At 67.2% G+C, this 25,390-nt stretch carries 21 protein-coding genes and 1 pseudogene; 21 read left to right on the forward strand and 1 reads right to left on the reverse strand.

What is annotated here, in order from left to right; all coding sequences use genetic code 11:
• Positions 1–139: 139 nt before the first annotated feature.
• The 13 genes from CAL12_RS09135 (at position 140) to trmD (ending at position 14,010) form a co-directional block, all read left to right on the forward strand.
• Positions 140–985 carry a TcpQ domain-containing protein gene (locus CAL12_RS09135; RefSeq protein ID WP_198298411.1) on the forward strand — a complete coding sequence of 282 codons (846 nt, stop codon included), beginning with the start codon at positions 140–142 and terminating at the stop codon, positions 983–985.
• A complete protein-coding gene (locus tag CAL12_RS09140) occupies positions 982–2,610 on the forward strand; it encodes a hypothetical protein (RefSeq protein WP_232464754.1) in 1,629 nt (542 codons plus the stop codon). Before CAL12_RS09135 ends, CAL12_RS09140 begins: the two co-directional genes overlap by 4 nt.
• A gap of 7 nt (positions 2,611–2,617) precedes the next feature.
• Entirely contained in the window at positions 2,618–3,919 is a 1,302-nt protein-coding gene (locus tag CAL12_RS09145; protein WP_157792925.1) for a type 4b pilus protein PilO2, read from the forward strand.
• On the forward strand, positions 3,912–4,421 hold the full coding sequence (locus tag CAL12_RS09150; RefSeq protein WP_157792926.1) for a hypothetical protein: 510 nt from the start codon (positions 3,912–3,914) through the stop codon (positions 4,419–4,421). The genes CAL12_RS09145 and CAL12_RS09150 overlap by 8 nt, the downstream gene beginning before the upstream one ends.
• A gap of 9 nt (positions 4,422–4,430) precedes the next feature.
• The gene (locus CAL12_RS09155) at positions 4,431–6,242 is read left to right on the forward strand and encodes a GspE/PulE family protein (RefSeq protein ID WP_086064203.1); all 1,812 of its coding nucleotides are present in this window, start codon (positions 4,431–4,433) and stop codon (positions 6,240–6,242) included.
• On the forward strand, positions 6,235–7,380 hold the full coding sequence (locus CAL12_RS09160) for a general secretion pathway protein (protein WP_232464755.1): 1,146 nt from the start codon (positions 6,235–6,237) through the stop codon (positions 7,378–7,380). The genes CAL12_RS09155 and CAL12_RS09160 overlap by 8 nt, the downstream gene beginning before the upstream one ends.
• A gap of 40 nt (positions 7,381–7,420) precedes the next feature.
• Entirely contained in the window at positions 7,421–8,023 is a 603-nt protein-coding gene (locus CAL12_RS09165) for a type 4 pilus major pilin (protein WP_086064204.1), read from the forward strand.
• A gap of 21 nt (positions 8,024–8,044) precedes the next feature.
• Positions 8,045–9,130, forward strand: coding sequence for a type II secretion system protein (pilV, locus tag CAL12_RS09170; protein ID WP_269768438.1), 1,086 nt, complete (start codon positions 8,045–8,047; stop codon positions 9,128–9,130).
• A 56-nt stretch (positions 9,131–9,186) separates the two neighbouring features.
• Entirely contained in the window at positions 9,187–11,808 is a 2,622-nt protein-coding gene (gene alaS / locus CAL12_RS09175) for an alanine--tRNA ligase (RefSeq protein WP_086067774.1), read from the forward strand.
• 26 nt (positions 11,809–11,834) lie between these two features.
• Positions 11,835–12,101 carry a sulfurtransferase TusA family protein gene (locus tag CAL12_RS09180; RefSeq protein ID WP_086064206.1) on the forward strand — a complete coding sequence of 89 codons (267 nt, stop codon included), beginning with the start codon at positions 11,835–11,837 and terminating at the stop codon, positions 12,099–12,101.
• A gap of 73 nt (positions 12,102–12,174) precedes the next feature.
• Positions 12,175–12,435, forward strand: coding sequence for a 30S ribosomal protein S16 (gene rpsP, locus CAL12_RS09185; protein WP_086064207.1), 261 nt, complete (start codon positions 12,175–12,177; stop codon positions 12,433–12,435).
• 88 nt (positions 12,436–12,523) lie between these two features.
• The gene (rimM, locus tag CAL12_RS09190; protein ID WP_086064208.1) at positions 12,524–13,243 is read left to right on the forward strand and encodes a ribosome maturation factor RimM; all 720 of its coding nucleotides are present in this window, start codon (positions 12,524–12,526) and stop codon (positions 13,241–13,243) included.
• A complete protein-coding gene (gene trmD, locus CAL12_RS09195) occupies positions 13,243–14,010 on the forward strand; it encodes a tRNA (guanosine(37)-N1)-methyltransferase TrmD (protein ID WP_086064209.1) in 768 nt (255 codons plus the stop codon). Before rimM ends, trmD begins: the two co-directional genes overlap by 1 nt.
• Positions 14,011–14,112: 102 nt before the next feature.
• Here trmD and CAL12_RS09200 read toward each other — a convergent pair whose 3' ends face one another.
• The gene (locus CAL12_RS09200) at positions 14,113–16,989 is read right to left on the reverse strand and encodes a valine--tRNA ligase (RefSeq protein WP_086064210.1); all 2,877 of its coding nucleotides are present in this window, start codon (positions 16,987–16,989) and stop codon (positions 14,113–14,115) included.
• A 145-nt stretch (positions 16,990–17,134) separates the two neighbouring features.
• Here CAL12_RS09200 and ndk point away from each other — a divergent pair, with 145 nt between their 5' ends.
• The 8 genes and pseudogenes from ndk to der all read left to right on the forward strand — a co-directional run bounded on the left by ndk (position 17,135) and on the right by der (position 25,377).
• Positions 17,135–17,572, forward strand: a complete 438-nt coding sequence (ndk, locus tag CAL12_RS09205) for a nucleoside-diphosphate kinase (RefSeq protein WP_086064211.1) — start codon at positions 17,135–17,137, stop codon at positions 17,570–17,572.
• Between the two features lie 19 nt (positions 17,573–17,591).
• Positions 17,592–18,752, forward strand: a pseudogene (gene rlmN / locus CAL12_RS09210) (23S rRNA (adenine(2503)-C(2))-methyltransferase RlmN); the annotation flags it as partial.
• 76 nt (positions 18,753–18,828) lie between these two features.
• Positions 18,829–19,323: a helix-turn-helix domain-containing protein gene (locus CAL12_RS09215; RefSeq protein ID WP_420042764.1), complete on the forward strand. Its 495-nt coding sequence runs from the start codon at positions 18,829–18,831 to the stop codon at positions 19,321–19,323.
• Between the two features lie 123 nt (positions 19,324–19,446).
• Positions 19,447–20,733, forward strand: a complete 1,287-nt coding sequence (gene ispG / locus CAL12_RS09220) for a flavodoxin-dependent (E)-4-hydroxy-3-methylbut-2-enyl-diphosphate synthase (protein ID WP_086064213.1) — start codon at positions 19,447–19,449, stop codon at positions 20,731–20,733.
• Between the two features lie 53 nt (positions 20,734–20,786).
• On the forward strand, positions 20,787–22,055 hold the full coding sequence (gene hisS / locus CAL12_RS09225) for a histidine--tRNA ligase (protein WP_086064214.1): 1,269 nt from the start codon (positions 20,787–20,789) through the stop codon (positions 22,053–22,055).
• Positions 22,056–22,133: 78 nt separating this feature from the next.
• A complete protein-coding gene (locus tag CAL12_RS09230) occupies positions 22,134–22,772 on the forward strand; it encodes a YfgM family protein (RefSeq protein ID WP_086064215.1) in 639 nt (212 codons plus the stop codon).
• 5 nt (positions 22,773–22,777) lie between these two features.
• Positions 22,778–23,935, forward strand: coding sequence for an outer membrane protein assembly factor BamB (gene bamB / locus CAL12_RS09235; protein ID WP_086064216.1), 1,158 nt, complete (start codon positions 22,778–22,780; stop codon positions 23,933–23,935).
• Positions 23,936–23,955: 20 nt separating this feature from the next.
• Entirely contained in the window at positions 23,956–25,377 is a 1,422-nt protein-coding gene (gene der, locus CAL12_RS09240) for a ribosome biogenesis GTPase Der (protein WP_086064217.1), read from the forward strand.
• Positions 25,378–25,390 lie beyond the last annotated feature (13 nt).

Genomic DNA, 25,390 nt, shown 5'->3' on the forward strand with positions numbered 1-25,390 from the left:
CTGGCCCGCCGGTTTTTTTTGCCTTGGGCCGCCCGGTGACATCCGCATCCATGCGTAGATGTGCGTCTTGTTGGTCCGGGTGGCCCTGGGCACCATGGCTGGGTCGCGCCATGGTGGGCGCGCAGAGCGGGGATCCGGCATGCATCGAGTGTTCAAGACCTTCATCCTGTTGCCATGGCTGTCGGCCTGTACGGCGCCATGGGCGCCTGGCGGCGGGATGGCGGATTGGAATGCCGCGGCATCGACGGACTCGTCGGCATACTCCTCGACAGCCGCGACGCACGACTTCAACTGGCGCTTGTCCGGGGACAGGCAGGTAGCGCCGCTGCAAGTGTTCGACGACGGCCGCCAGACCTGGCTGCAGTTCGCGCCCGGGCAACCCGTGCCGGCGCTGTTCACCGAACAGCATGGCGCGGAGCGTCCGGCGCGCTACGTCAGGCACGAGCCCTACGTGATCGTGCAGGGCAAATGGCCGGCCGTCGTCATGCGCGGTGGCGCCCTGCAGGCACGCGCGGATTACCTGGGCGTGGCGCGGCATGCCGAGGCGACGCCGGCCGCAATGATGGCTGCGACGGCGGCATTGCCTGCGCTTGGCGCCCAATCCGCCGCAAAAGCTGGCGCGAAAGCTGGCACGAAAGCTGGCACGAACACGACAACCGGCGCAACGAAGATCGTGCCATCGGGCGCCGGCCTGTATCGCGTCGGCCCTGCCGACGAAAACATCCGTCGCGCGCTCGCGCGCTGGGCGGGTCTTGCCGGCTGGACCTTCCAGGCCGAGCACTGGGCCGTGGACGTCGATATCCCCTTGGCCGGCAGCGCCGATTTCTCCGACGACTTCAAGCGCTCCGTCCGCGAACTCGTGGCGGCCACGGAATTGGGCGACCGGCCGCTGCAACCCTGCTTCTACGCCAATCAGGTCCTGCGTGTCATTCCGCTTTCGCAGGCCTGCGATCGCACCGCCATGCGGCTGGGAACGGCGATATGAGCGTTTCCTTCCGTCCACCCGCTGGCTGCGCCGCGCGGCGCGGCCTTGTACTGACGCTCGCGCTTGCGTGTCCCGCCTGCGTCGCGCCGGAACGTATCGCCGCCATACAGGATCGGGCCGCCGCCTCGCAGGCCCGCAACGAGGCCGCATATGCCGGCTTTTCAAGATCCGTGTCGGATGGCGCGGCCCGGCTGGCCGCGCAGGACGTCGGCAGGCCCTGGCTTGCGGGCCGCGCGCGTCCCCTGGCGCGCGAGGCCACGCTGCCGGCCGCCTTGCGCAGGAACGTCGATACGACATTGATGTTCTCCGGTGGCCAGGCCGACCTGGCCGTGCTGGCCGATCGTATCGCCAGGGCCACGGGCATAGGCGTCAAGGTAAGGCCCGACGCATTGCTGCCCGCCGAACTCTTCCTGCCCAGGCTCGCCGTTTCCCACGGCGGCGGTACGCCATTTCCCGCGCGTGCCTCGCTACCTGACGGCGCGCAACCGTTGCCGCGGGTCCTCGACGCGCTGGCCTGGCGCCTGGGCGTGTACTGGCGATACGCCGACGGCGCCATCGAGTTCTATCGCACCGAAACGCGGGTGTTCGACGTACGCGCGCTGACCTTGAACGCGCGTGCCGATGCCCGGCTCGGGCGCGCCACCGGCAAGGGGGGAGAAGGCTTCCAGAACACGTCCAATACCACCTTGTCCACCGGCGACCATGATGCCATCGCCGCGGTGCGCGCGCGCATCGAGCCCTTCCTGACGCGCGCCGGCACCGTCACCGCCGCGCCGGGGGCGGGGAATTCCATCGTCGTGAACGATACGCGCGACGCGCTGGAGCAGGTGGCGCGCTTCCTCGAGCGCGAGAACAAGGCCTTGACGCGCCGCGTGCGGCTGGTGTTCGAGGAAATCACGGTCGTGGGCAAGGACCAGGCCAGGGCCGGCATCGATTGGAATCTGCTCTATCAGGGCACGCGCGCCGCCGTGTCGATGGCATCGGCGGGGCTGGCGGGCACGTCGGCCGGACTGGCTTCCGCGGGCGTGAACAACGACTTGTTCGGCGGCAGCAAGGCCATCATCGCGGCCCTCAGCGAAATCGGCACCATCGTGCGCCACAGCAGTGTTCCCGTGCTGACGCTGAACCGCCGGCCGGTCACCCACGCCGTGCGAACGACGTTCTCCTACGTCGACCAGGTGCAGGGCAGCGTGTCCGCTCCCATCGCTTCCAGCCCGGCCCTGCAGCCCGGTCTGCTGCCTGGCGTGTCGATCAACCAGAAGCAGGAGACGGTCGGTTCTTTCCTGACCCTGGTCCCGGATGCCCAGGACGACGGCCAGATCCTGCTGTCCATCGCCTACGACAACACGGTCGCACAGCCGCTGAAGAGCCTGACGTTCGGCAAGCCCGGCAATCCGCTGGAAGTACAGCAGATCACCATCGACGGCAACGGCATGGTGCAACAGGTCGAATTGCGGGCCGGGCAGGCAATGATCATCTCGGGCTTCGATCGCCGTGAAGACGAATACGATCGCCGTCGGTTGACGCCGGACGCGCCTTACGCCTTGGGCGGCAGCGATCGCGCTTCCACGCAACGCACCACGACTGTGATCATCGTCACCGCCCAGGTGGAAGAGGGCTTTTGACATGCCGATGACACGTACGGACCAGGCGCTTCCGCAGGCCTTGGGAGACCATGTCGTGCTGGCCGCGCGCGACGGCGCGGCGCTGGTGTTCGGGCTCTCATGGTCGCCCATCATCGGCAGCCATATCGATATCCTGGCGCGCCGCAAGGCGCGCGAAGCAGCCGCAACGCATTACGTGCACGGCGGTGTGGGCGTGGCCGCGGTCGGATGCGCGCGCCTGCGTGGACGCGCCAGCGCCTGCTATGCCGCCGCGCAGGTTTTCGCGCGCCTGCACGCGCAAGGCACCGCCGCGGGCCTGCTGCGTCTGGATGATGGCCGCGTCTGGCTGGTCGCCTCGCGCAACGGCGCCGTGATGGCGCGTGGCGACCGTGTCCATGGCGACGAGTCCGCCGCGCGCGCCGCATTGGCGGAACTCGACGCGGTGCATCCGGGCCTGGCTGGCCAGCTATGCACACTGGCCCTGGATGATCTTGCCGACGCGCTCGATCCCGCGGCGTGCCTGTGGCGCGTAGGCTTGCCTTTGACGCGGCTACCGATGCCGGTGCGGGGCACCCTGCTGCTGCTCGTCATGGCACTGCTGGTGCCTCCGGCATGGCGCGCCTGGCATGACCGCCCGCGGACGCGAACGACCCAGCCTGTCGACGCCACCCAGGCGTGGCACGATGCCTGGGCCAAGGCGGCCGCCGCGGTGCGCGTCCACGATACGCGGCAACTCGGCCAGGTCTTCGCCAGTTTGAGGACCTTGCCCACGGGCCTGGGCGGTTGGACCATGAGATCCGCCCGCTACCGTCCGGATGGCGTGGACTGGTCCTGCGCCGCACGCTATGGCCGGACCGGTGCGGATGCCACCAATCGCGCATTGGCCGACCATGTCCCGGCGGGCGTACGCCTGGTCTTCGTGTCGCTGGACGAAGCGCAACTGCTTTGGCGCATGGCGGGCCGCGCCGAGCGGCTGCGGTTGGACGGATTGGGCGGCCCGGCGGCGACCGACCTGGATTTCGCCAGCACCTTGCAGGCCATCTCGCCCGCGTTCACCCGCGTGGTCCTGGGCGCACCGGCCGCCTTCACTGTCCCGCCGCCTCGCGACGCGCACGGCAGTCCGCTGCCACCGCCCACCGATCTGCCGCGCGTGCGCCAGCGCAATGTCGTGTTGCAAGGGCCGCTGCGTTCGTTCGCGCTGTTCGCCAGTCCGCCGACGGTGGCGTCCTGGAAGGCGGTGGCCCTGGACCTGCATGGCGATCGCCAGCCGGATATCGCTCACAGCCCATTGATGGCTCAACTGGAAGGAACGGTTTATGAGCTTGAATGACCTTGCCGGCCTGGCCCTGCTGGCCACGGCCGCGGCCTGGCCGGTACATGCCCAAGCTGCCCAGCAGGTGCGGGATCCCGGCCTTGACTCGCCGCCCAGTGTGCCGTCAGTCGTCTCGTCCGCGCCGGAATGGCCGGACAAGGACATCGTCGAGCAACTGCTCCGACGCGAGACCCGCGCCGCATTGGCCGCGCAGGCGCACCGGCGGGGCAGGGGGGTGGGCGCGACGCCCGCATCCGCATCAACCGCATCGATTGCCGACGCGCCCGCCGAAGCGCCGGCCGATCGTCTGGATCTGGCCGCGATCTACGGCGTCGGCAAACGCTTGGATGTGGAAGTCGTCGTCAATGGGCATCGATTGCGCTATCGCCACGGACACATATGGCCCGAGGAGTCGCCGGACGGGGATGGCGTGTATGCCTTGCGTGCCATTCAGGGGCAATGTGTCCTGCTCGACCGCGACGGCGGCAAGCGCCGCGTTTGCCTGACACGCGCGGACTAGGAGGCAACCATGCTGGTCCGACGCCTTCCCACCGGCCTCGTCACGCAAGCCACGCATGACGCACATGCCACGCACCCCGCGCACCCCGCACACCCCGCCCAGCTCGCTCAGCCCGCTCAGCCCGCTCGTGCCGCGCCAGCCGCCGTGCCCGTGCTGGCGACCCAGGACGATATCGCCCGCATCGACCCCGCCTTCTCGCGGGCCCTGGGCGATGAATTCGACCTGGCGTCCCTGGCCGGCAGGCTCTGCCCTGTCCGCCTGCAGGACGGCAGCATTGCCATCTTCGCACTGTCCGACTACGCAGCAGGCGACCAGATCGACGAAATCGAGCGCATGGTGCGGCGTCGCGGCGGCCGGCTGGCATCGCCTTCCCGCTACATCCTCCCGGCCCCGCTCCTGCTGAGCGTCGCGCGCGGTCAACTGACTCTGAGGCGCCTGCGCGACCCCTCGACCGTGTCGACCGTGGCGACCGATCGGAACACCTCCGCGCTGGCGGCGGGCTTCTGCGACATCGTCACATGGGGCGTGCGCCACGAAGCCAGCGACGTGCACCTCAACGTCCGCCGCCGGAGTCCGGAGTCCGACGTGCGGTTCACGATCGCGGGCCGCTACGTCGCGCCGGCACGCTTCCGCCATATGCCGACCGCCACCTTGATGGAAATGCTCGCCGTCGCCTGGATGGACATCCAAGGCGGCAATGGCGCGGTATTCGATCCATGCATCGAACAGCAGGGGCAACTGCACATCCAGGTGGACGACCGCCCCGTGATGCTGCGCTGGGCATCCTTGGCCACGGACGACGGTCCTTCGGTGTGCCTGCGCCTGCTGCGGCTCGACATGCGGGCCGACGGCTCCTCCCTGCATACGCTGGGCTATCTCGATAGCCAGATCGAAATGCTGCGGCAGGCCAGCCGCTCCGATGGCGGCGCCGTGGTGCTGGCCGGCGTGGTCGGATCCGGCAAGTCCACCACCATCGCCACGCTGATACGCACGCTGCCTGACGACCGCAAGGTCATCACCCTGGAAGACCCTGTCGAATACCGGATCGGCAATGCCTTGCAGAACAGCGTGGTCCGCAAGCTCGACGACACCGGCGCCACGGCATTCGACGCCAAGCTGCGCACCGTGAAGCGATCCGCCATGGACGACCTGCTCATAGGCGAAATCCGCGACGCGGAAACGGGCCGCGCCTTCATGGACCTGGCCGGCTCCGGCGTCAATCTCTATACGACGACGCACGCCTGTTCGGCCCTGATGATCCCCGAGCGGCTGGCCTCGGATTTCATTGGGGTTTCACGTGACTTCCTGGCGACCCCGGGCGTCCTCAAACTGCTGGTGTACCAGGCGCTGTTGCCGCGCTTGTGTCCGCATTGCGCCCTGCCGCTGGCCGGTCTGCTCGCCGGGTCGCAAGGCGACGCCTGGCGGCAATGGACGCGCCGTTTCACCGCCTTGTACAGCGTGGCGGTGGACGTGCTGCGCATGCGCAATGCCACGGGCTGCGAACATTGCGCGAACGCCGAACTGCCGCACCTGAACGGCACGGCCGGGCGCACCGTGGTTGCCGAGATGATCGAACCCGCGCATGACGATGTCTTCCTGCGGTGCGTGCGGCGACGGGACAATCTGGCGCTGCGGCGCCATCTGCGCGGACGCCGCGTCGCGCCTTTCGATCACCCGGACATGACGGGCAAGAGCGCCATGGAATGCGCCGTGTACAAGGCGGCGGCCGGGCAGATCGATCCACGCGAAATCGAATCGCGTTTCCAGTCCTACGCATCCGTGCAGCGGGAAAGAGCCCTGGCCGGAGACGCCCATGCCTGAATGGCGCGCGATCCTGGCCGGCGCGCTGGCACGGTGTCCGGATATCCCCGCCTGGCGCCTGCGTTGCGACCTGCTGCGCTTCGCCGGCATGCGCGCGGACTACTACGAATACCTCGCCGATATGATCGAAGGCTTGCAAGGCCGCAAGACGCTGCGCGACCTGTTCGATGACGACGCCCGTCGCCATGGCCGGCACAGCGTACGGGGAAGGCTCGCGCGTCGCTGGTCGCTGGCCCTGGACGCCTCCGGTGGGGACTTGGCCGCTGCCTGGACCGGCAGCATGCCGGCCGAAGAGCTCGCATTGCTGCACGCCGCCCAAGCCGGTGGCGCCGACGCCCTGACGGCCGCCTTGCGCGATCTGGCGCGTGCCGCGCGCACCGTGCGGCAGGCCTGGCGCATATTCCGGGAAACCGTGCTCACCGGCCTGGCGGCGCTGGGCGTGGCGCTGGTCCTGGCCTGCGCGGTGCCTTATTTCACGCTGCCGCGGCTGCAGGCCGTCTTCCAGGATGTGCCGGCGGCCTATCACGGCAGTCTGACCCGCGGCCTGTTCTTCTTCGGCGAGGCGGTGGCATACGCGCTACCGCTGTTGGCGGCCGTGGCGGGTGGTGGCGCCTGGCTGGTGTGGTGGTCGCTACCCAATCTGGTGGGGCCGTGGCGGCGCCGGCTGGACGGCCGTTTGATCTGGCGCTTGTATCGCGACGTCAATGCCATCCGTTTCCTGGCCATGCTGGCCGTGCTGGTGCGCCGTCGCGCCAACGTCGACATCCGTCTGCGGCAGGCGCTGGCCATGCAGGCCGACCACGCCGGATGCTGGCTCGCCTGGCACATACGCGAAATGATCGCGCGCATCGATGCCGGCCTGGTGGGCGCCGATAGTTTCGATACCGGCATGATCGATCGCCGCATCTGGTGGTACCTGAGCGACATGATCGCCGCCCATGGCATGGCTCGCGGACTGGACCGGGCGGCCGATCGCGTCGAAGGGCGCGCACTGCTGCATGTGGCCCGCCAGGCCCAGCTGCTGCGGTGGGCGTTGCTGCTTGGCGCGGTGGCGGCCGTGATCGCACTGGCCTTGTGGCACTACGCCGTCATCGATGAACTGCGGCGCGCCCTGATGCAGGTCCACGCCTCGGGCTAGCCCGTCGTCCCTCTTTTCCTGGCCTTTACAAGGAGCCGCCATGTGCCTGCGTCGTCATCGCACCCAACGAGGATTCTCGCTGATCGAGGTATCCATCGTCACAGCCATCGTCCTGCTGATCGCCATCGTCGGCATTCCCGCGATCGGCAGCTACGTCATCGAAAACAAGGTCCCCAAGGTGGGCGAGGAACTGCAACGCTTCGTCGCGCGCGTCAAGGCCAATGGGCAGGGCGACGTAGTGGCCCCGTATGCCGACCTGCACGACGGCATGTTGGCGAACGCATTGCGCGATTCGAGCGTATTCGCCGTCCGCGGCAACGACGCGTCCGCCGTGGTGGCGCATGGGCTGGGCGGCAATGGCTCGGCGGGCAACGGCACCATCGGCCTGGCGCCGGCATCCTTCGCCGGCGCGGGGCCCGGATCCGCCTTCACGCTGACCCTGACCAATGTCCACAACGCGGCCTGTCCGGGCTTGGCCTCGGTCATGCAGCGCGTATCGGAAGCCATCACGGTGGAAGGGCAGGGCGGACCGGTGGTCGTCAAGGACAATGGCGCCTCTCCGCCCAAGGGCTACGACGCCATGCTGGCGCAGGCCCAGTGCGCGCGCGGCGACGCCAACACCTTCGTCTTCACCGCGCGCTGACGGGTGGTGTCCATGCCAGGCATGCATCGAGGTGGGCGGCCGCGCCGGCGCGCAGGCCAGCGCGGGTTTGCCTTGCTGGAGCTCACCGTCGCCGTCGCCATCACCTGCATGCTGGCGATATGGGCGGCCGAACGCCTGCTGCACCAGGTCGACAGCGTGGCGGAACAGGCGGCGGGCCGATGGCTGCTGGAAATCCACGGTGCCCTCGACGGCATGCTGGTCCGCCATGGCGCGGCGTTGGCCGAGGGCGACGTCCCCGTCGACGGGCAGGGCAGGGCGCTTTACGCGGACCCTTGGGCGCCCAGCCTGGCCGAACTCAGGGGCGAGGGACATCTGCCGGCGTCCTTCCCGGACCATGGGCCGCTGGGCATGCGTGCCACCGTCAGGCTATGGCGCGACGGCGCTTGCCCCGGCCAGGCCTGCCGCGTCGAGGCCCTGGCCTACGCACGGGCCGCCTCGGGGCCGGCGACCGGCCCCGGCGTGCCCGTGGCCGCGCCAGGGGGACCGGCCAGATCGCCGGACCTTTCGCGCATCGCGGGCATCCTGCTGGCGACCGGCGGCCTGGGCGCCGGCGTATCCGAACTGGCGCCGCATCGTTTGCGCGGCGCCGGCTTCGACCTGCCGAACCCCCCGGCGCCGGGCATGGCGCGGTTGCCCATCGGCACGGTGGCGGTCCGCGCCGGGCGGGAAGCCGGCGACGCCGGGCGCTACCTGCGGACACAGGACGCCAGGGATCCGCAATTCCGTGGCGACGTGTCCGCGACGGGCACCCTGTCGACCGGCGGCCGGCTCGTCGCCGGGGAACATCTGAAACTGGGCGCCGTCGAGGTGGCCGGCACACCTTGTCCGGAAAGCGGTCTGCTCGCCCGCGACGGGGACGGCGGCCTGCTGAACTGTGCGGCAGGCACCTGGGCGGTGCCGGGCGGCTTCGGCGGCGCCTATGCCACCAATAGCGGCATAGGCTGCGGCATCGTCGGCCGCTCCTCGATCAATCCGAGGACAGGCGCCTGTTCCTGTCCCCCAGGCCATCGCGCCGTACTGGTCGCCGCCGGGGGCGAAAGAGACGCCGAAGTAGGCTGGACCGAGGGGTATGTATGCCTGCGTTGAACGCCCGCTACCCTCTATAATGAAAAATTCGCCTCATGTCGACCGATTCATCCGCGATGAAATCCTCCGAGATCCGCCAGAAGTTCCTGCAGTTCTTCCAGTCCAAGGGGCACACCATCGTCCCTTCGTCGTCGCTGGTTCCCGGCAACGACCCGACCCTGCTGTTCACCAATTCGGGCATGGTGCAGTTCAAGGACGTGTTCACCGGCAAGGAAACGCGCGCCTATACGCGGGCCACGTCGTCGCAGCGCAGCGTGCGTGCCGGCGGCAAGCACAACGATCTCGAAAACGTCGGCTACACCGCACGGCATCACACGTTCTTCGAGATGTTGGGCAACTTCAGCTTCGGCGACTACTTCAAGCGCGATGCCATCCATTACGCCTGGGAATTGCTGACCACGGTGTACAAGCTGCCCTCCGAAAAGCTCTGGGTCACGGTCTACCACGAAGACGACGAAGCGTACGATATCTGGGCCAAGGAAATCGGCGTGCCGGTCGATCGCATCATCCGCATCGGCGACAACAAGGGCGCGCGTTACGCGTCGGACAATTTCTGGCAGATGGCGGAAACCGGTCCCTGCGGCCCGTGCTCGGAAATCTTCTACGACCACGGTCCTGGCATCTGGGGCGGCCCCCCGGGATCGCCGGAAGAAGACGGCGACCGCTATATCGAAATCTGGAACCTGGTGTTCATGCAGTTCGAGCGCGACGCGGCCGGCAATATGTCCAAGCTGCCCAAGCCCTGCGTCGATACCGGCATGGGGCTTGAGCGCATTTCCGCCGTCCTGCAGGGCGTGCACTCGAATTACGAGATCGATCTTTTCCAGAAGCTGATCGCCGCCGCCGGCCGTGAAACCGGCATCGGCGATCTGCACGACAACTCGCTGAAGGTCATCGCCGATCACATCCGCGCCTGTTCCTTCCTGATCGTCGACGGCGTCATTCCCAGCAATGAAGGCCGAGGCTACGTGCTGCGCCGTATCGTGCGCCGCGCCTTGCGCCATGGCTACAAGCTGGGCCAGACCAAGCCCTTCTTCCACCGGCTGGTGTCTGACCTGGTCGGCGAAATGGGCGATGCCTATCCGGAACTCGCCAACGCCGCCGAGCGTGTCGCCCAGGTGCTCAAGCAGGAAGAAGAGCGCTTCGGCGAAACCCTGGAAAACGGCATGAAGATCCTGGATGGCGCGCTGGCCGGCGTGCCCAAGGGCGGGCAACTGGACGGCACCACGCTGTTCACGCTGTACGACACCTATGGCTTCCCGGTGGACCTGACCGCCGACATCTGCCGCGAGCGCGGCGTGGAAGTCGACCTGGCTGGCTTCGATACGGCGATGGCACGGCAACGCGAACAAGCCCGCGCCGCGGGCAAGTTCAAGATGGCCGAAGGCCTGGCCTACGAAGGCGCCGACACGCGTTTCGTGGGCTACGAGTCCATCGAGCTGGACGACGTCAAGGTGATCGCGCTGTATGCGGACGGCACCTCGGTGGACCGCATCCAGGCGGGGCAGGAAGCCGTCGTCGTGCTGGACGCCACGCCGTTCTACGCCGAATCGGGTGGCCAGGTGGGCGATGCCGGTCTGCTGGAGACGGACGGCATGCGCTTCGCGGTCGCCGACACGCAAAAGGTCCAGACGGGCGTATTCGGCCACCACGGCAAGCTGGAATCCGGCAGCCTCGCGGTCGGCGACACCGTCCTGGCGCGCGTCGACGCGGTGCGGCGCGCCCGCACCGTGCGCAACCACTCGGCCACGCATTTGATGCACAAGGCGTTGCGCGAAGTCCTGGGTAGCCACGTGCAACAGCGCGGCTCCCTGGTCGATCCGGAAAAGACCCGCTTCGATTTCGCGCATGACGCGCCCATGACGCCCGAGCAGATCGCCCGCGTCGAAGCCATCGTCAATGCGGAAGTCCTGGCCAACCAGCCCGCGCAAGTCCGTGTCCTGCCGTACGAAGAAGCGGTCAAGGGCGGCGCCATGGCCTTGTTCGGCGAAAAGTACGGCGACACGGTCCGTGTCCTGGATATCGGTTCCTCGCGTGAACTGTGCGGCGGCACCCACGTCCTGCGCACGGGCGACATCGGCATGTTCAAGATCGTCGGCGAAAGCGGCGTAGCCGCCGGCGTTCGCCGCGTCGAAGCCATTACCGGCGACAACACGCTGGCGTGGGTGCAGGCGCAGACCGCCCTGCTGAACCGCGCCGCGTCCGCCCTGCGCGCGTCGGCCGCCGATCTGCCCGACCGCATCGCCCAGGTGCAGGAACAGGTCAAGTCGCTGGAAAAGGACCTGGACCAGGCCCGCAGCCGCCTGGCGTCCAGCGCCGGCAACGATCTGGCGGCCCGCCAGACGGTGGAAATCAAGGGCATCAAGGTGCTGGCCGCCGGCATCGACAGCGCCGATCCCAAGGCGCTGCGCGGCATGGTCGACCAGCTCAAGGACAAGCTCAAGCCGGCCGTGGTACTGCTGGCGGCGTCCGCGGACGGCAAGATCAGCGTGGTCGGCGGCGTCACGGCCGACCTCACCGATCGCATCAAGGCCGGCGACCTGGTGGGCTTCGTGTCCAGCCAGTTGGGCGGCAAGGGCGGCGGACGTCCCGACATGGCCATGGGCGGCGGCAGCGATACGGCGGCCCTGCCGGCCGCCATCGCCAGCGTGCGCCAATGGGTGGATGAACGGCTGTGAGCACTAACCCAGAGACGGGCGCCGGCGTGGCCGATGCGGCGGGGGCCTCCCAGGCGGAGCCGGCGCCGGTCGCGGACCTGGAAATCGACGCGAACGGCCTGGCCTGCCCGCTGCCCATCCTGCGCGCCAAGAAAGCCTTGGCGCAGCTGTCCAGCGGGCAAGTGCTGAAGGTCCTGACCACCGACCGGAACGCCATCCGCGACTTCCAGGCGTTTTGCCGGCAGACTGGCAATGCGCTGTTGCGCCAGGAAGACAACTCGGGACAGGGTGTGCATTACCTGCGCCGCCGTTGACGGCTGCATTTGCCGTCATTCGGTATAGATGCTAGAATCTACTGTTTTTCACAACCAATTCAAGGGATTACCTATGCTGGTGATTCGTCTGGCCCGCGGTGGGTCGAAAAAGCGTCCGTTCTATAACCTGGTGGCGACCGACTCGCGTAACCGCCGCGACGGCCGTTTTGTCGAACGCGTCGGCTTCTACAATCCCGTGGCCAGCGAAGGCACGGAAAAGCTGCGTATCGCGCTGGATCGTGTGCAGTACTGGACCGGCAACGGCGCCCAGCTGTCGCCCGCCGTCGCCCGTCTGGTCAAGGACTATTCGGCCAAGGTTTCGGCCTCGGCCTGATAGCCCTGTTTGCCCAGACAGCGCGCTTTGCCTGTGAACAGGGCAGGGCATCTCGCCCTACGCCTGCTTCCATGACCCGCGCCGCGCAATGAGCAACGCCGCTCCTCCCACGGTGGCACCCGCCGACCTGGTCGAGCTCGGGCGTATCGCCGCGGCCTACGGGGTCAAGGGCTGGGTCAAGATCCAGCCTCATTCGGCCGATGCGGATGTCCTGCTGTCCATCGCGGCAGCCGCGCATGCCACCTCAGCCGGTGCCTCATCCAGGTCCTCCAGGTCATCCTCGCCTGAAAAGCCATCTTCCGCCGCGTCGGCTTCGACCTGGTGGTTGATGCGACCCGCGCTGCCCGGCACCGCCGCCGCGGCATCCGGCAAGACCTCTCCCGCGATCGCCTACGTCGTCAAGGCGGCGCGCGCGCACGGTTCGACCGTCGTCGCGCAACTGGCTGGCATCGACGATCGCGATCAAGCGGAAGCGCTGAAAGGCATGGCCGTCTGTGCGCCGCGCAGCGCTTTTCCCGCGCCCGAAGAGGACGAGTATTACTGGGTCGACCTGATCGGTTGCGCCCTGTATGGCGACGACGACGGCACACCGGTCCTGCTGGGCGTCGTCGACGAAGTCCTGGATAACGGCGCGCACGCCGTGCTGAAGGTATTGCGCCAGGGCACCGGCCCGGCGGGAGACCCGCAACCCCTGCTCGACGCCAGGGGCCGCCGGGTCGAAATGCTCGTGCCTTTCGTCCAGGCCCACATCCGTGCCGTGGACCTGCAAGGCCGCCGCATCGATAGCGACTGGCCGCTGGATTTCTGATGCGTTTCGACGTCCTTACCCTGTTCCCCGACATGTTCACGGTCGTACGGGACCTGGGAGTGACCGGCCGTGCGCACGGCCAAGGTAAATGGAACCTCCAGACCTGGAACCCGCGCGATTTCACCAGCGACGTCCATCGCACCGTGGACGATCGTCCTTACGGTGGCGGCCCGGGCATGGTGATGATGGCGGCGCCCCTGGCGGCCGCGGTGCAGGCCGCGCAGGCGCGCCGCGCCGCCGATGCGCTGCCTACGGCGCCGGTCATCCTGCTTTCCCCCACGGGTCGGCGTTTCGATCAGCCCCGCGCCCACGCACTTGCGGCCTCCGCCGGCGCGCTGCTCATCTGCGGGCGCTACGAAGGCGTGGACCAGCGCTTCATCGACCGCTATGTCGACGAGGAGCTTTCCCTGGGCGACTTCGTGCTTTCCGGCGGCGAGCTTGCCGCCCTGGCCGTGGTCGACGCCACGGTGCGCCTCTTGCCCGGCGTCCTGAACGACGACGAATCGGCCGTACAGGATTCCTTCAATCCCGCCTTGTCAGGCTTGTTGGACAGTCCGCACTACACGCGTCCGGAAGTCTATGACGGCGTGGCCGTGCCGGCGCCTTTGCTGTCGGGCCATCACGCCAACATCGCGCGCTGGCGCCGCGAACAATCCCTCCGCCTGACTGCCGAGCGGCGCCCCGACCTGATCGAGCTGGCGCGCGCGCGTGGGTGGCTGACGCCGCAGGACGAGCGCTTCCTGAAAACCTTGCTGGCCGGCGGCTAGGGGCGGCGGTCCCAGGCCGCCGCCTATGGCGGCGATCAGGCCGAAGGCGCCGGCAGCGGCCGCCGGGCCATCATGCCAGCAGCCCCTCAGGCCAGCAGCCCCTCAGGTCGGCAGCTTGCCCCGTTGCTCGCGCACCTTGGTCAAGGTCTCGGAAAACTGCGCCAGCCGTGCCTTTTCCTGTTCCACCACGGCAGCCGGCGCCCGGTCGACGAAGCTCGCGTTCGACAGCTTGCCATTGGCCTTGGCGATTTCCCCTTCCAGCCGGGCAATCTCCTTGTCCAGCCGTGCGCGTTCCGCCACCACGTCGATCTCGACATGCAGCATCAGGCGCGCGTCGCCGACCACCTGGACCGGCGCGCCGACGTCCGGCAACTGGTCCACCACGTCGACCTGCGTCAGCCGCGCCAGCGCCGCCAGGTAGGGGGCATTGCGCGACAGCAACTGTGCCGGTCCTTGCGCGATCAGCGGCACCTTCTGCGCGGGCGACAGATTCATCTCGCCGCGCAGGGCCCGCACCGCTTCGATCTGGGCCTTCAGTTCAGCTACGTCGGCCTCGGCCTGCTTGTCCACCGCCGCGGGGTTGGCGCGCGGATAGGGCTGTACGCTGACGCTGTCCGGCATTCCCGCCTGCCGCTTGCCGGCCACCACCGACACCTTCTGCCAGAGCTCTTCGGTGATGAAGGGGATGATCGGGTGCGCCAGGCGCAGCACCACTTCCAGTACGCGGATGAGCGTGGCCCGGGTCGCCGCCTGCTGCGCCGGCGTACCGGTCTGCAGCTGCACCTTGGCGAGCTCCACGTACCAGTCGCAGTACTCGTCCCAGACGAAGCGATACAGGGCATTGGCGACGTTGTCGAAACGGTAATCGGCGAAGCCGCGCTCGACCTCCGCCTCCAGTTCCTGCAACTGGCTGACGATCCAGCGGTCGACGAAACTGGTTTCACCCGCCGCCGCCGCAAAATCGTGCCCTTCCGTGTTCATCAACACGAAGCGCGTGGCGTTCCACAGCTTGTTGCAGAAATTGCGATAGCCCTCGCAGCGCTTCAGGTCGAAGTTGATATTGCGCCCCAGCGTGGCATACGCCGACATGGTGAAGCGCAGGGCATCGGCGCCGTATGCGGGTATGCCTTCGGGGAATTGCTTGCGGGTCGCTTTTTCGATGCTGCCGGCCAGCTTGGGATTCATCAGGCCATAGGTGCGCTTGGCGACCAGCGTTTCGAGGTCGACGCCGTCGATCAGGTCCACCGGATCCAGCGTATTGCCCTTGGACTTGCTCATCTTCTGGCCTTCCGCGTCGCGGATCAGGCCGTGCATGTAGACGTGCCGGAAGGGGATCTGCCCCGTCAGGTGCATCGACATCATGATCATGCGGGCGACCCAGAAGAAGATGATGTCGAAGCCCGTCACCAGCACGCTGGACGGCAGGTAGCGTTCCATGTCCGGCGTCTTTTCCGGCCAGCCCAGGTCGGTGAACGGCACCAGCGCCGACGAGAACCAGGTGTCCAGTACGTCTTCGTCGCGCTCCAGCGGACCTTCGACGCCGGCCGCCCGGGCCTGCTCCAGCGCTTCCGCCTCGTCGTGGGCGACGAAGATGCTGCCGTCCTTGGCGTACCAGGCCGGAATCTGATGGCCCCACCACAATTGGCGCGAGATGCACCAGTCCTGGATGTTGTCCAGCCACTGGTTGTAGATCGTCGCCCAGTTTTCCGGATAGAACGTCACCCGGCCGTCCGCCACGGCGTCCAGCGCAACCTGGGTAATGCTCTTTCCGGGGTGCAGCGTGCCTTCCGGCGCCGGCTTGCTCATCGCCATGAACCACTGGTCGGTCAGCATGGGCTCCAGCACGACGCCGGTGCGGTCGCCCTTGGGCTGCATCATCTTGTGCTTTTCGACGCTCTTCAGGTAGCCGTTCGCCTCCAGTTCGGCGACCACGGCCTTGCGCGCCTCGTAACGTTCCAGGCCGCGGAACTGGGTCGGGCCGTTTTCATTGATGTGCGCATCGGGCGTGAAGATCACGATCAGCGGGAGGTCGTGCCGCAGCGCGCAGGCATAGTCGTTGAAGTCGTGGGCGCCGGTGATCTTCACCACGCCCGTGCCGAAATCCGGATCGACGAAATCGTCGGCGATGATGGGGATGTTGCGGTCGCACAGCGGCAGCTCCACCAGCTTGCCGACCAGGTGCTTGTAGCGCTCGTCGTCCGGGTGCACGCACAGCGCGCCGTCCGCCAGCATGGTTTCAGGCCGCGTCGTCGCGATGGTCATGCCGCGCAGCGTCACCGTGTTGCCCTCGCGATCGACGATGGTCTGGGGACCGTCGACGAAGGGGTATTCGATGCGCCACATGTAGCCCTCGGTTTCCTCGGACTGGACTTCCAGGTCGGAAACCGCGGTCAGCAGCTTGGGATCCCAGTTCACCAGCCGCTTGCCGCGATAGATCAGCCCTTCGCGGTGCAGGCGCACGAAGGTTTCGATCACGCCGCGCGACATGCGGTCGTCCATCGTGAAGTATTCGCGCTTCCAGTCCGCGGACGCGCCCAGCCGGCGCACCTGGCTGGTGATGGTGTTGCCCGACTGCTGCTTCCACTCCCAGACCTTTTCCACGAACTTTTCGCGGCCCAGGTCGTGGCGCGAAATCTGCTGCGCGTCCAGTTGGCGCTGGACGACGATCTGGGTGGCGATGCCGGCGTGGTCCGTCCCCGGTATCAATACCGTGTCGTCGCCCAGCATGCGGTGGTAGCGCGTCAGCCCATCCATGATGGTCTGATTGAACGCATGCCCCATGTGCAATGTCCCAGTCACATTGGGTGGAGGAAACTGTATGGCGAAGCTGCCGGGCGTGCCCTGGGCGCCATCGACGTGCCGGCCGGCGGCGAAGTATCCGCGCCGATCCCATTCGGCGTACCAGCGCGCTTCGATCTCGGCGGGTTCGAAGCTCTTGGATAGTTCCTGCGACTCGTTCTGGGGTGCGGCTTTGTTCATTACACGATTCCGGCTGACTGACGGCCCCCGGCCTGTTTTCCACGGGGCAAACCAGCGATTTTAAGATGTAGTCGCGAATCGCGCCGTGCTAGAATGTCCGGTTACTGTAAACCACGTAGAAGTCCCTGTTTTTATTGGAGTTTTCATGTCGACCGTATCCGCCACCCAGCGTACCCTCTCCATCATCAAGCCCGACGCCGTGGCAAAGAACGTTATCGGCCAGATCGTGGCCCGTTTCGAACAGGCCGGCCTGAAGGTCATCGCAGCGCGCATGCAGCAATTGTCGCGCACCGATGCCGAACGCTTCTACGCTGTCCACAAGGAACGCCCCTTCTTCAAGGATCTGGTCGACTTCATGGTCTCCGGTCCGGTGTTCGTGCAGGTGCTGGAAGGTGAAGGCGCCATCGCCAAGAACCGCGACCTGATGGGCGCCACCGATCCCAAGAAGGCCGCGCCGGGCACCATCCGCGCCGATTTCGCCGACAGCATCGACGCCAACGCCGTCCACGGTTCGGATGCGCCGGAAACCGCCGCCGTCGAAATCGCTTTCTTCTTCCCCGAAATCAACATCCACAGCCGCTGATCGCGGTATTGCCGAAGTCATGAACGAAAACGAACGTGTCAATCTGCTGGGCCTGGATGGCGCCGAGCTGGCTGCCCTGGTGCAGCGCTGGGGCGGCAAGCCGTTCCGCGCCCGCCAGCTGCAGCGCTGGGTCCACCAGCGCGGCGCCGACACGTTCGACGTCATGACCGACCTGGCGCGCGATTTCCGCGCGCAGCTCGCGGATGCGTGCACCGTGCAGGCGCTGCCGGTCGTCACCGAGCAGAAGTCCACGGACGGCACCCGCAAATGGTTGTTCGACGTGGGGCAGGGCAATGCCATCGAAACCGTCTTCATCCCCGAAGACGATCGCGGCACGCTCTGCATTTCCAGCCAGGCCGGTTGCACCGTGGCCTGCCGCTTCTGTTCCACCGGCCACCAGGGCTTCAACCGCAACCTGCAGGCCAGTGAAATCATCGGCCAGCTGTGGTGGGCGCGCAAGGTCCTGGAAGGCGACCTGGCCAGCGCCCGCCTGCCGTCCGACAAGGCGGCCGCGGGGCAGCCGGATAGCCGTGTCATCAGCAACGTCGTCATGATGGGCATGGGCGAACCCCTGCTCAACTACGATCAGGTGCTGACCTCGCTGCGGCTCATGCTGGACGACAACGCCTACGGGCTGTCGCGCCGGCGCGTGACCGTATCGACCTCGGGCGTCGTGCCCATGATGGACCGCCTGGCGCGGGATTGCCCGGTGGCCCTGGCCGTATCGCTGCACGCGCCCAACGATGCGCTGCGTGACGACCTGGTGCCGCTCAATCGCAAGTATCCGCTGGCGGAATTGCTGGCCGCGTGCAACCGTTACCTGGAACACGCGCCGCGCGATTTCATCACTTTCGAATATGTCATGCTCGACGGCGTCAACGATGCCGACGAGCATGCGCGGGAATTGATCCGCATCGCCGCGCAAGTGCGCTGCAAGATCAATCTCATCCCGTTCAATCCGTTCCCGCAGTCCGGCCTGAAGCGCTCGCCGTCGGCGCGCGTCCGGCTGTTCGCCCAGCGTCTGATGGACGCCGGCGTCGTCACGACCGTGCGCAAGACGCGCGGCGAAGACATCGACGCTGCCTGTGGCCAACTGGCCGGCGAAGTGCGCGACCGGACCCGCATCACCGAACGCATCGCTGCCCAAAGGCAGGCCATCCCCATCAAGCAGGTCAGCGCCGCTACGCCGGCGCGTCCCGCTGAACGGCGTATCGAGGTGCCGCGGGGAGCGGTTGCGCACCGACAGGAGTAGTACAGTGAGCGAAAATGCCTCCACCCCCGTATCCATCGATCGCAACCTGGATCCGGCCGCGGAAAGCGCGGTGGGCGGTGCGCTGCGCGCGTTGCGCGTAAGCAAGGGCTGGTCGCTCGACGAAGTCGCCGGCCGCATCAAGTTCGCACCGCGCCAGATCGCCGCGCTGGAAGAAGAACGCTGGGCCGATCTTCCCAAGGGCATTTCCCTGCGCGGACTGATCCGCAGCTATGCCCGCCTGCTCGGGGCTGACCCGGAAGCCATCATCGCGTCTCTGGAACCGCATATGCGGGGCACGGCGCCGGCCCGCCTCGCGACCCAGGGTGGCATGCACTCGCCGCGCGGCACGATGCCGGCCGAAGAAGAACGCAGTTCGTCGTCCTGGGGCTGGCTGATCGTGATCCTGCTGGTGATCGTGGCCGCCCTGGTCTATGGCGCCTGGCAGGGCTGGTTGCCCTCGCATTGGCTGCCGGGCTGGCTGTCTCGCTCGGGCCATTGATCGGGCGGCCCGGTCCGCCAACCGCCATGCAACGTACCGACAACGTACCGACATAGGGCCCCGCGGATGCCGGGCCCGCCTGGAAACCAGCATTACCACCATCACCGCGCTTCGACATTCGCCATGCAAGAACCTTCACCGCCCTGCCAGGACCAAGCGCCACCGCCCGTGGGGGCGGAATCCCGCCATCCCACGCGCGGCGTGCGGGTGCGATGGAACGGCCGCGCCGTCACGATAGGGGGCGATGCGCCCGTGGTCGTGCAGTCCATGACCAATACCGATACCGCCGACGCCATCGCCACCGCCATCCAGGTCCGCGACCTGGCGCAGGCGGGATCCGAGCTCGTCCGTATCACCGTCAACACGCCGGAAGCCGCGCGCGAAGTCCCCGCGATCCGCGAACAGCTCGACCGCATGGGCGTGGACGTGCCGCTGGTCGGCGACTTCCACTACAACGGCCACAAGCTGCTCACGCAGTTTCCGGAATGTGCCCAGGCGCTGTCGAAGTACCGCATCAACCCGGGCAACATGGGCGGCGGCAAAAAGCGCGACGACAACTTCGCGCAGATGATCGAAGTGGCCTGCCGCCATGACAAGCCCGTGCGCATCGGCGTGAATTGGGGCAGCCTGGACCATGAACTCATGGCCCGCAAGATGGATGAAAACAACCAGCGCGCGACCCCCTGGGAGGCGCAGGCCGTGATGCGCGACGCGTTGGTGGTGTCCGCCATCAGCAACGCCCGCCGCGCCGAGGAACTCGGCCTGGCTGGCGACAGGATCATTCTTTCCTGCAAGGTCAGCCACGTGCAGGACCTGATCGCCGTCTATCGCGATCTTTCGGCGCGCTGCGACTATCCGCTGCATCTGGGCCTGACGGAAGCCGGCATGGGCAGCAAGGGCATCGTGGCGTCGACCGCGGCGCTGGCCGTCCTGCTGCAGGAAGGCATCGGCGATACCATCCGCATTTCGCTCACGCCGGAACCGGGAGGCGACCGCACGCGCGAAGTCGTGGTGGCCCAGGAAATCCTGCAAAGCATGGGGCTGCGCGCGTTCACGCCCATGGTGGTGGCGTGCCCGGGTTGCGGCCGCACCAGCAGCACCGTATTCCAGGAGCTGGCCGACAGCATCCAGTCGTATCTGCGACGCCAGATGCCGCTCTGGCGCACCCGCTATCCCGGCGTCGAAAGCATGAACGTCGCCGTCATGGGCTGCGTGGTCAACGGGCCGGGTGAAAGCCGCCACGCCGACATCGGCATCAGCCTGCCCGGTACCGGCGAAGTCCCCGCTGCTCCGGTGTTCGTCGACGGCGAACGCACCGTGACGCTCAAGGGCGACCATATCGCCGAGGAATTCCAGGCTATCGTCGAAAACTACGTGGCGCGCCGCTACGGTTCGCAGGTTTCACAATAAAAGTAAAGGGTAGGCGCGCTGCCGCGGACGTCTCCGCGGGCGCGCATCACGACATGACGCAAGCTTTCCAGAAAGTGGCCGCCATACGCGGCATGAACGACGTGCTGCCCGGTGACGGCGCGCGTTGGGAACAGTTCGAGGAAATCGTCCGGAACTGGCTGCATGGCTATGGCTACCGCAACGTCCGCACGCCGGTCCTGGAACACACGCGGCTGTTCGCGCGCGGCATCGGCGAAGTCACCGACATCGTCGAAAAGGAGATGTACACCTTCACCGACGCGCTCAATGGCGACTCGCTGACCATGCGGCCCGAAATGACCGCCGGCATCGTGCGCGCGTCCATCGAACACAATATGCTGTACGACCGTCCGCACCGCGTGTATTCGCTGGGCCCGGTCTTCCGCCACGAGCGTCCGCAGCGTGGCCGCTATCGCCAGTTCCACCAGATCGACGTCGAAGCACTGGGCTTTGCCGGTCCCGACGTGGACGCCGAACTCATCGTCATGCTGGCGCGGCTGTGGAAGCTGCTGGGCCTGACCGATGTGCGGCTCGAGCTGAATTCCCTGGGCCAGCCGGCCGAACGCGCGGCCCACCGGGCGGCCTTGATCGAGCACCTGGAAAAGCATCGCGACGTCCTCGACGAAGACGGGCAGCGCCGCATGTACAGCAACCCGCTGCGCGTGCTGGACACCAAGAATCCCGCCATGCAGGCGATGGCCGACAGCGCGCCGCGCCTGTTCGATTTCCTGGGCGACGAATCGCGCGCGCATTTCGACGGCGTGCGGCAGCTGCTGGACGATGCCGGCATCGGCTATCGCCTGAATCCGCGGCTGGTGCGGGGCCTGGACTACTACAACCTGACCGTTTTCGAATGGGTCACGGACCGCCTCGGGGCACAGGGCACCGTGTGCGGCGGCGGGCGCTACGACGGGCTGATCGAACTCCTGGGTGGCAAGCCCGCGCCGGCGGTCGGCTTCGCCATCGGCATGGAGCGCCTGCTCGACCTGTGGGCGCAGACCGTCCCGGCCGAGCCCGTGCCCGAATGCGAGGTGTACGTCGTGCACCAGGGCGCCGACGCACAGCGCTTGGCCGCCAAAGTGGGCGAACAGCTGCGCGACGCCGGACTTTCCGTTATCGTCCACGCCGGCGCGGCCAGCTTCAAGTCGCAGTTCAAGCGTGCGGACGGCAGCGGCGCCCGGGTTGCGGTTATCCTTGGCGCCGACGAAGTGGCGGCTGGCACGGCCAGCGTCAAGGCTTTGCGCGGGGATGCCGAGCAGCGCCAGGTGCCCCTGGCGGAACTGGCCCAGGCGCTGCGGGGCTGACAGCCTGGCCGCCGGCCCGGCAATACCTGGCAACCCCTCCGGTTATGAAACGTTGATGCGGCAGGACAAGTAAAAAGCATGGCATACGATCTCGAAGAACAGGAAAAACTGGACGCCCTGAAGGCGTGGTGGGCCCGTTACGGCCTGCTGGTCGCCATCGTCGTCGCAGCGGCCGCCGTGGCCTACGGCGGCTGGATGGGATGGCAGGCCTGGCAGGCGCATTCCAGCCGCCAGGCCATGGGCTATTTCGAAGCGCTGGAAGACGCTGCGCGGCTGGGGGGCGCCGACGCCACCGCGCGCATCAAGGCGGCCGCCAGCACCTTGCGCAATGACTACCCCAACACCGGCTATGCCGGCCGTGGCGTGCTCGTCGCCGCCCAGGCCTTGCAGGCGCAGAACGACCTGCAGGGCGCGCGCGAACAGCTCGAATGGCTGGCGGCCCAGCGCAAGCAGCCGGCGCTGCAGCCGGTGGCCAAGCTCCGTCTGGCGGGCCTGCTGCTGGATCAGAAGCAATACGACGCCGCGCTGGCCCAATTGCAGGATCCGCCCCCCGCTTTCGCGGCGCTGTACGCCGATCGCCGTGGCGACATCCTCGCGGCCCAGGGCAAGGTCCAGGAAGCGCGCGCCGCATGGCAGAGCGCCATCGATGGCCTGGGTCCGGCCAACTCCCTGACCCCCGTCGTGCGCCTGAAACTCGATGCCCTGACCGGAGCCTGATTCCGATGTTTACGCTTGCTTTCCGTCGTTCCGCCATCGTGGCGGCGTGCGTTGCCGCCGCGCTCAGCCTGGGCGCGTGCTCGTTGTTTTCCAAGGACGATACGCGCTATGACCCGGCGCCGCTCACCGACTACAAGCCCGGCATGTCGGTGCGCCAGGCGTGGTCGGTTTCGATCGGCAGCGGTGGCGGGCTGGGCTTTTATCCCTCCGTGGTGGGCGAAGCCGTCTACGCCGCGGCGCCCAACGGCATGGTCGGCAAGTACGACCTGCTCAGCGGCCGCGCCATCTGGCGCACCGATACCAAGGCCGACCTGACCGCCGGCGCCGGCAGCGACGGCACGACCACCGTCGTGGCCAGCAATGCCGGCGACGTCATCGCGTACGACGACACCGGCAAGCAGAAGTGGAAGGTGCGCGCCACCAGCGAAATCTCGGAGCCGCCGCTGGTCAACAATGGCCTCGTCGTGGTGCGCAGCGGCGATTACCGCATCACGGCTTTCGACGCACGCAATGGCGATCGCGTCTGGAGCGTCCAGCGGCCCGGACCGGCGCTGGCGCTGCGCACGACCACGCAGATGATCATGGCGCAAGGCCTGGTCATCGCCGGGCTGCCCGGCGGCAAGATGATGGCAATCAGCGCCGACAGCGGCAATGTCCAGTGGGAAGGCACGGTTGCCACGCCCAAGGGCGGCAGCGACCTGGAACGCCTGAACGACGTGGTCGGCGCGCCGCGCCTGATCGGACCGCTCATGTGCGCGGTTGCCTACCAGGGCCGCATCGTCTGCTTCGACGTGTCGCAGGGCGGACGCCCGGTATGGGCCAAGGACTTCTCCGGCGCCGTCGGCCTGGGCGCCGACGACAATGCCGTTTATGCACCCGATTCGCACAGCATCGTGTACGCCTACAGCCTGCGTGACGGCAGCGAACTCTGGAAACAGGCCGGCCTGCGCAACCGCCGGCTCACCGCGCCGGTAGCCATCGGCCCGGCGATCGCCGTGGGCGATTATGATGGCTATGTGCATTTCCTGTCGCGTAGCGATGGTCATCTGCTGGCCCGTCTGTCGGTCGGAGGCGATGCCGTGCTGTCGCCGCTGCAGACGACGTCCCAAGGCGTGCTGGTCCAGACCGGGAACGGCAACCTGGTCATGATCGCCACCAACTGAACCCAAACTGCTCTTCATCCGTGTCCTTAAAGCCTGTCGTCGCTCTCGTCGGTCGTCCCAATGTCGGGAAGTCCACACTTTTCAATCGCCTGACGCGGTCGCGCGCGGCGCTGGTCGCCGATTTCTCGGGCCTTACGCGTGATCGGCACTATGGCGAGGGCAGGGTGGGGGACTATCCCTTCATCGTCATCGACACGGGCGGCTTCGAGCCGGTGGCCAAGGACGGCATCCTGCGCGAAATGGCACGCCAGACCCGCCAGGCCATCGCCGAATCCGACGTGGTGGTCTTCCTGGTGGATGGCCGGGCCGGCGTGAACGGGCACGACCATGAAATCGCCGAGCTGCTGCGCCGTTCGGGGCAGCGCCGCATCCTGCTGGCGGTCAACAAGGCCGAAGGCATGGGCATGGCCGCCACCACCGACTTCCATGAACTCGGCCTGGGCCAGCCATGGCCGATCTCGGCGGCCCACGGCGACGGCATCGTCGATATGATCGAACGGGCCCTGGAAGGTCTGGTCGAGCCCGAACCGGAGCCTCAGCCGGAAGACGCGGACGATGACGGCGAAGCGCCCGACCTGGCCGCTGGCGAGGACGCGCCGCTGCCGGAAGGAAAGTTCAGCGCGCCGGCGCCCGACCACCGCATCAAATTGGCCATCGTCGGCCGGCCCAATGTCGGCAAGTCCACGCTTATCAATACCCTGCTCGGCGAAGAACGCGTCATTGCCTTCGACATGCCGGGCACCACGCGCGACGCCATCGAAATCGATTTCGACCGCGACGGCAAGCGCTACACGCTGATCGATACGGCTGGCCTGCGCAAGCGCGGCAAGGTCTTCGAGGCGGTGGAAAAGTTCTCCGTCATCAAGACGTTGCAGGCCATCGAGGCCAGCAATGTCGTGCTGCTGATGCTGGACGCGCAGACGGAAATCTCCGAGCAGGACGCCCATATCGCCGGCTTCGTCCTGGAAACCGGGCGCGCCGTCGTGGTGGCCATCAATAAATGGGACGGCCTGGATGCCGACCAGCGCGAGCGCATCCAGCGCGAATTCGAGCGCAAGCTGCGCTTCCTGTCCTTCGCGCGGGTGCATACGATCTCCGCGCTAAAGGGCTCGGGCGTGAAGACGCTGCTGAAGTCCGTCAACAGTGCGCACGCCGCCGCCTTCGCCAAGCTGTCCACACCCCGGCTGACCCGCGAACTGCAGACCGCCGTGGAACAGCAGCCGCCGCCCCGCAAAGGCATTTTCCGTCCGAAGATGCGTTATGCCCATCAGGGCGGCCAGAACCCGCCCTTGGTCATCGTCCACGGCAATGCGCTGGACGCGATACCGGATTCCTACCGGCGTTACCTGGAAACGCGTTTCCGCAACGCCTTCGACCTGGCCGGTACCCCGCTGCGTATCGAGTTCAAGTCTTCGCGCAATCCCTACGTGCAAGATAAATAGCAGGAAGGTCTAG

The sequence above is a fragment of the Bordetella genomosp. 8 genome (genome assembly GCF_002119685.1).
In the GTDB taxonomy this organism is placed as follows: Bacteria; Pseudomonadota; Gammaproteobacteria; order Burkholderiales; family Burkholderiaceae_B; genus Bordetella_C.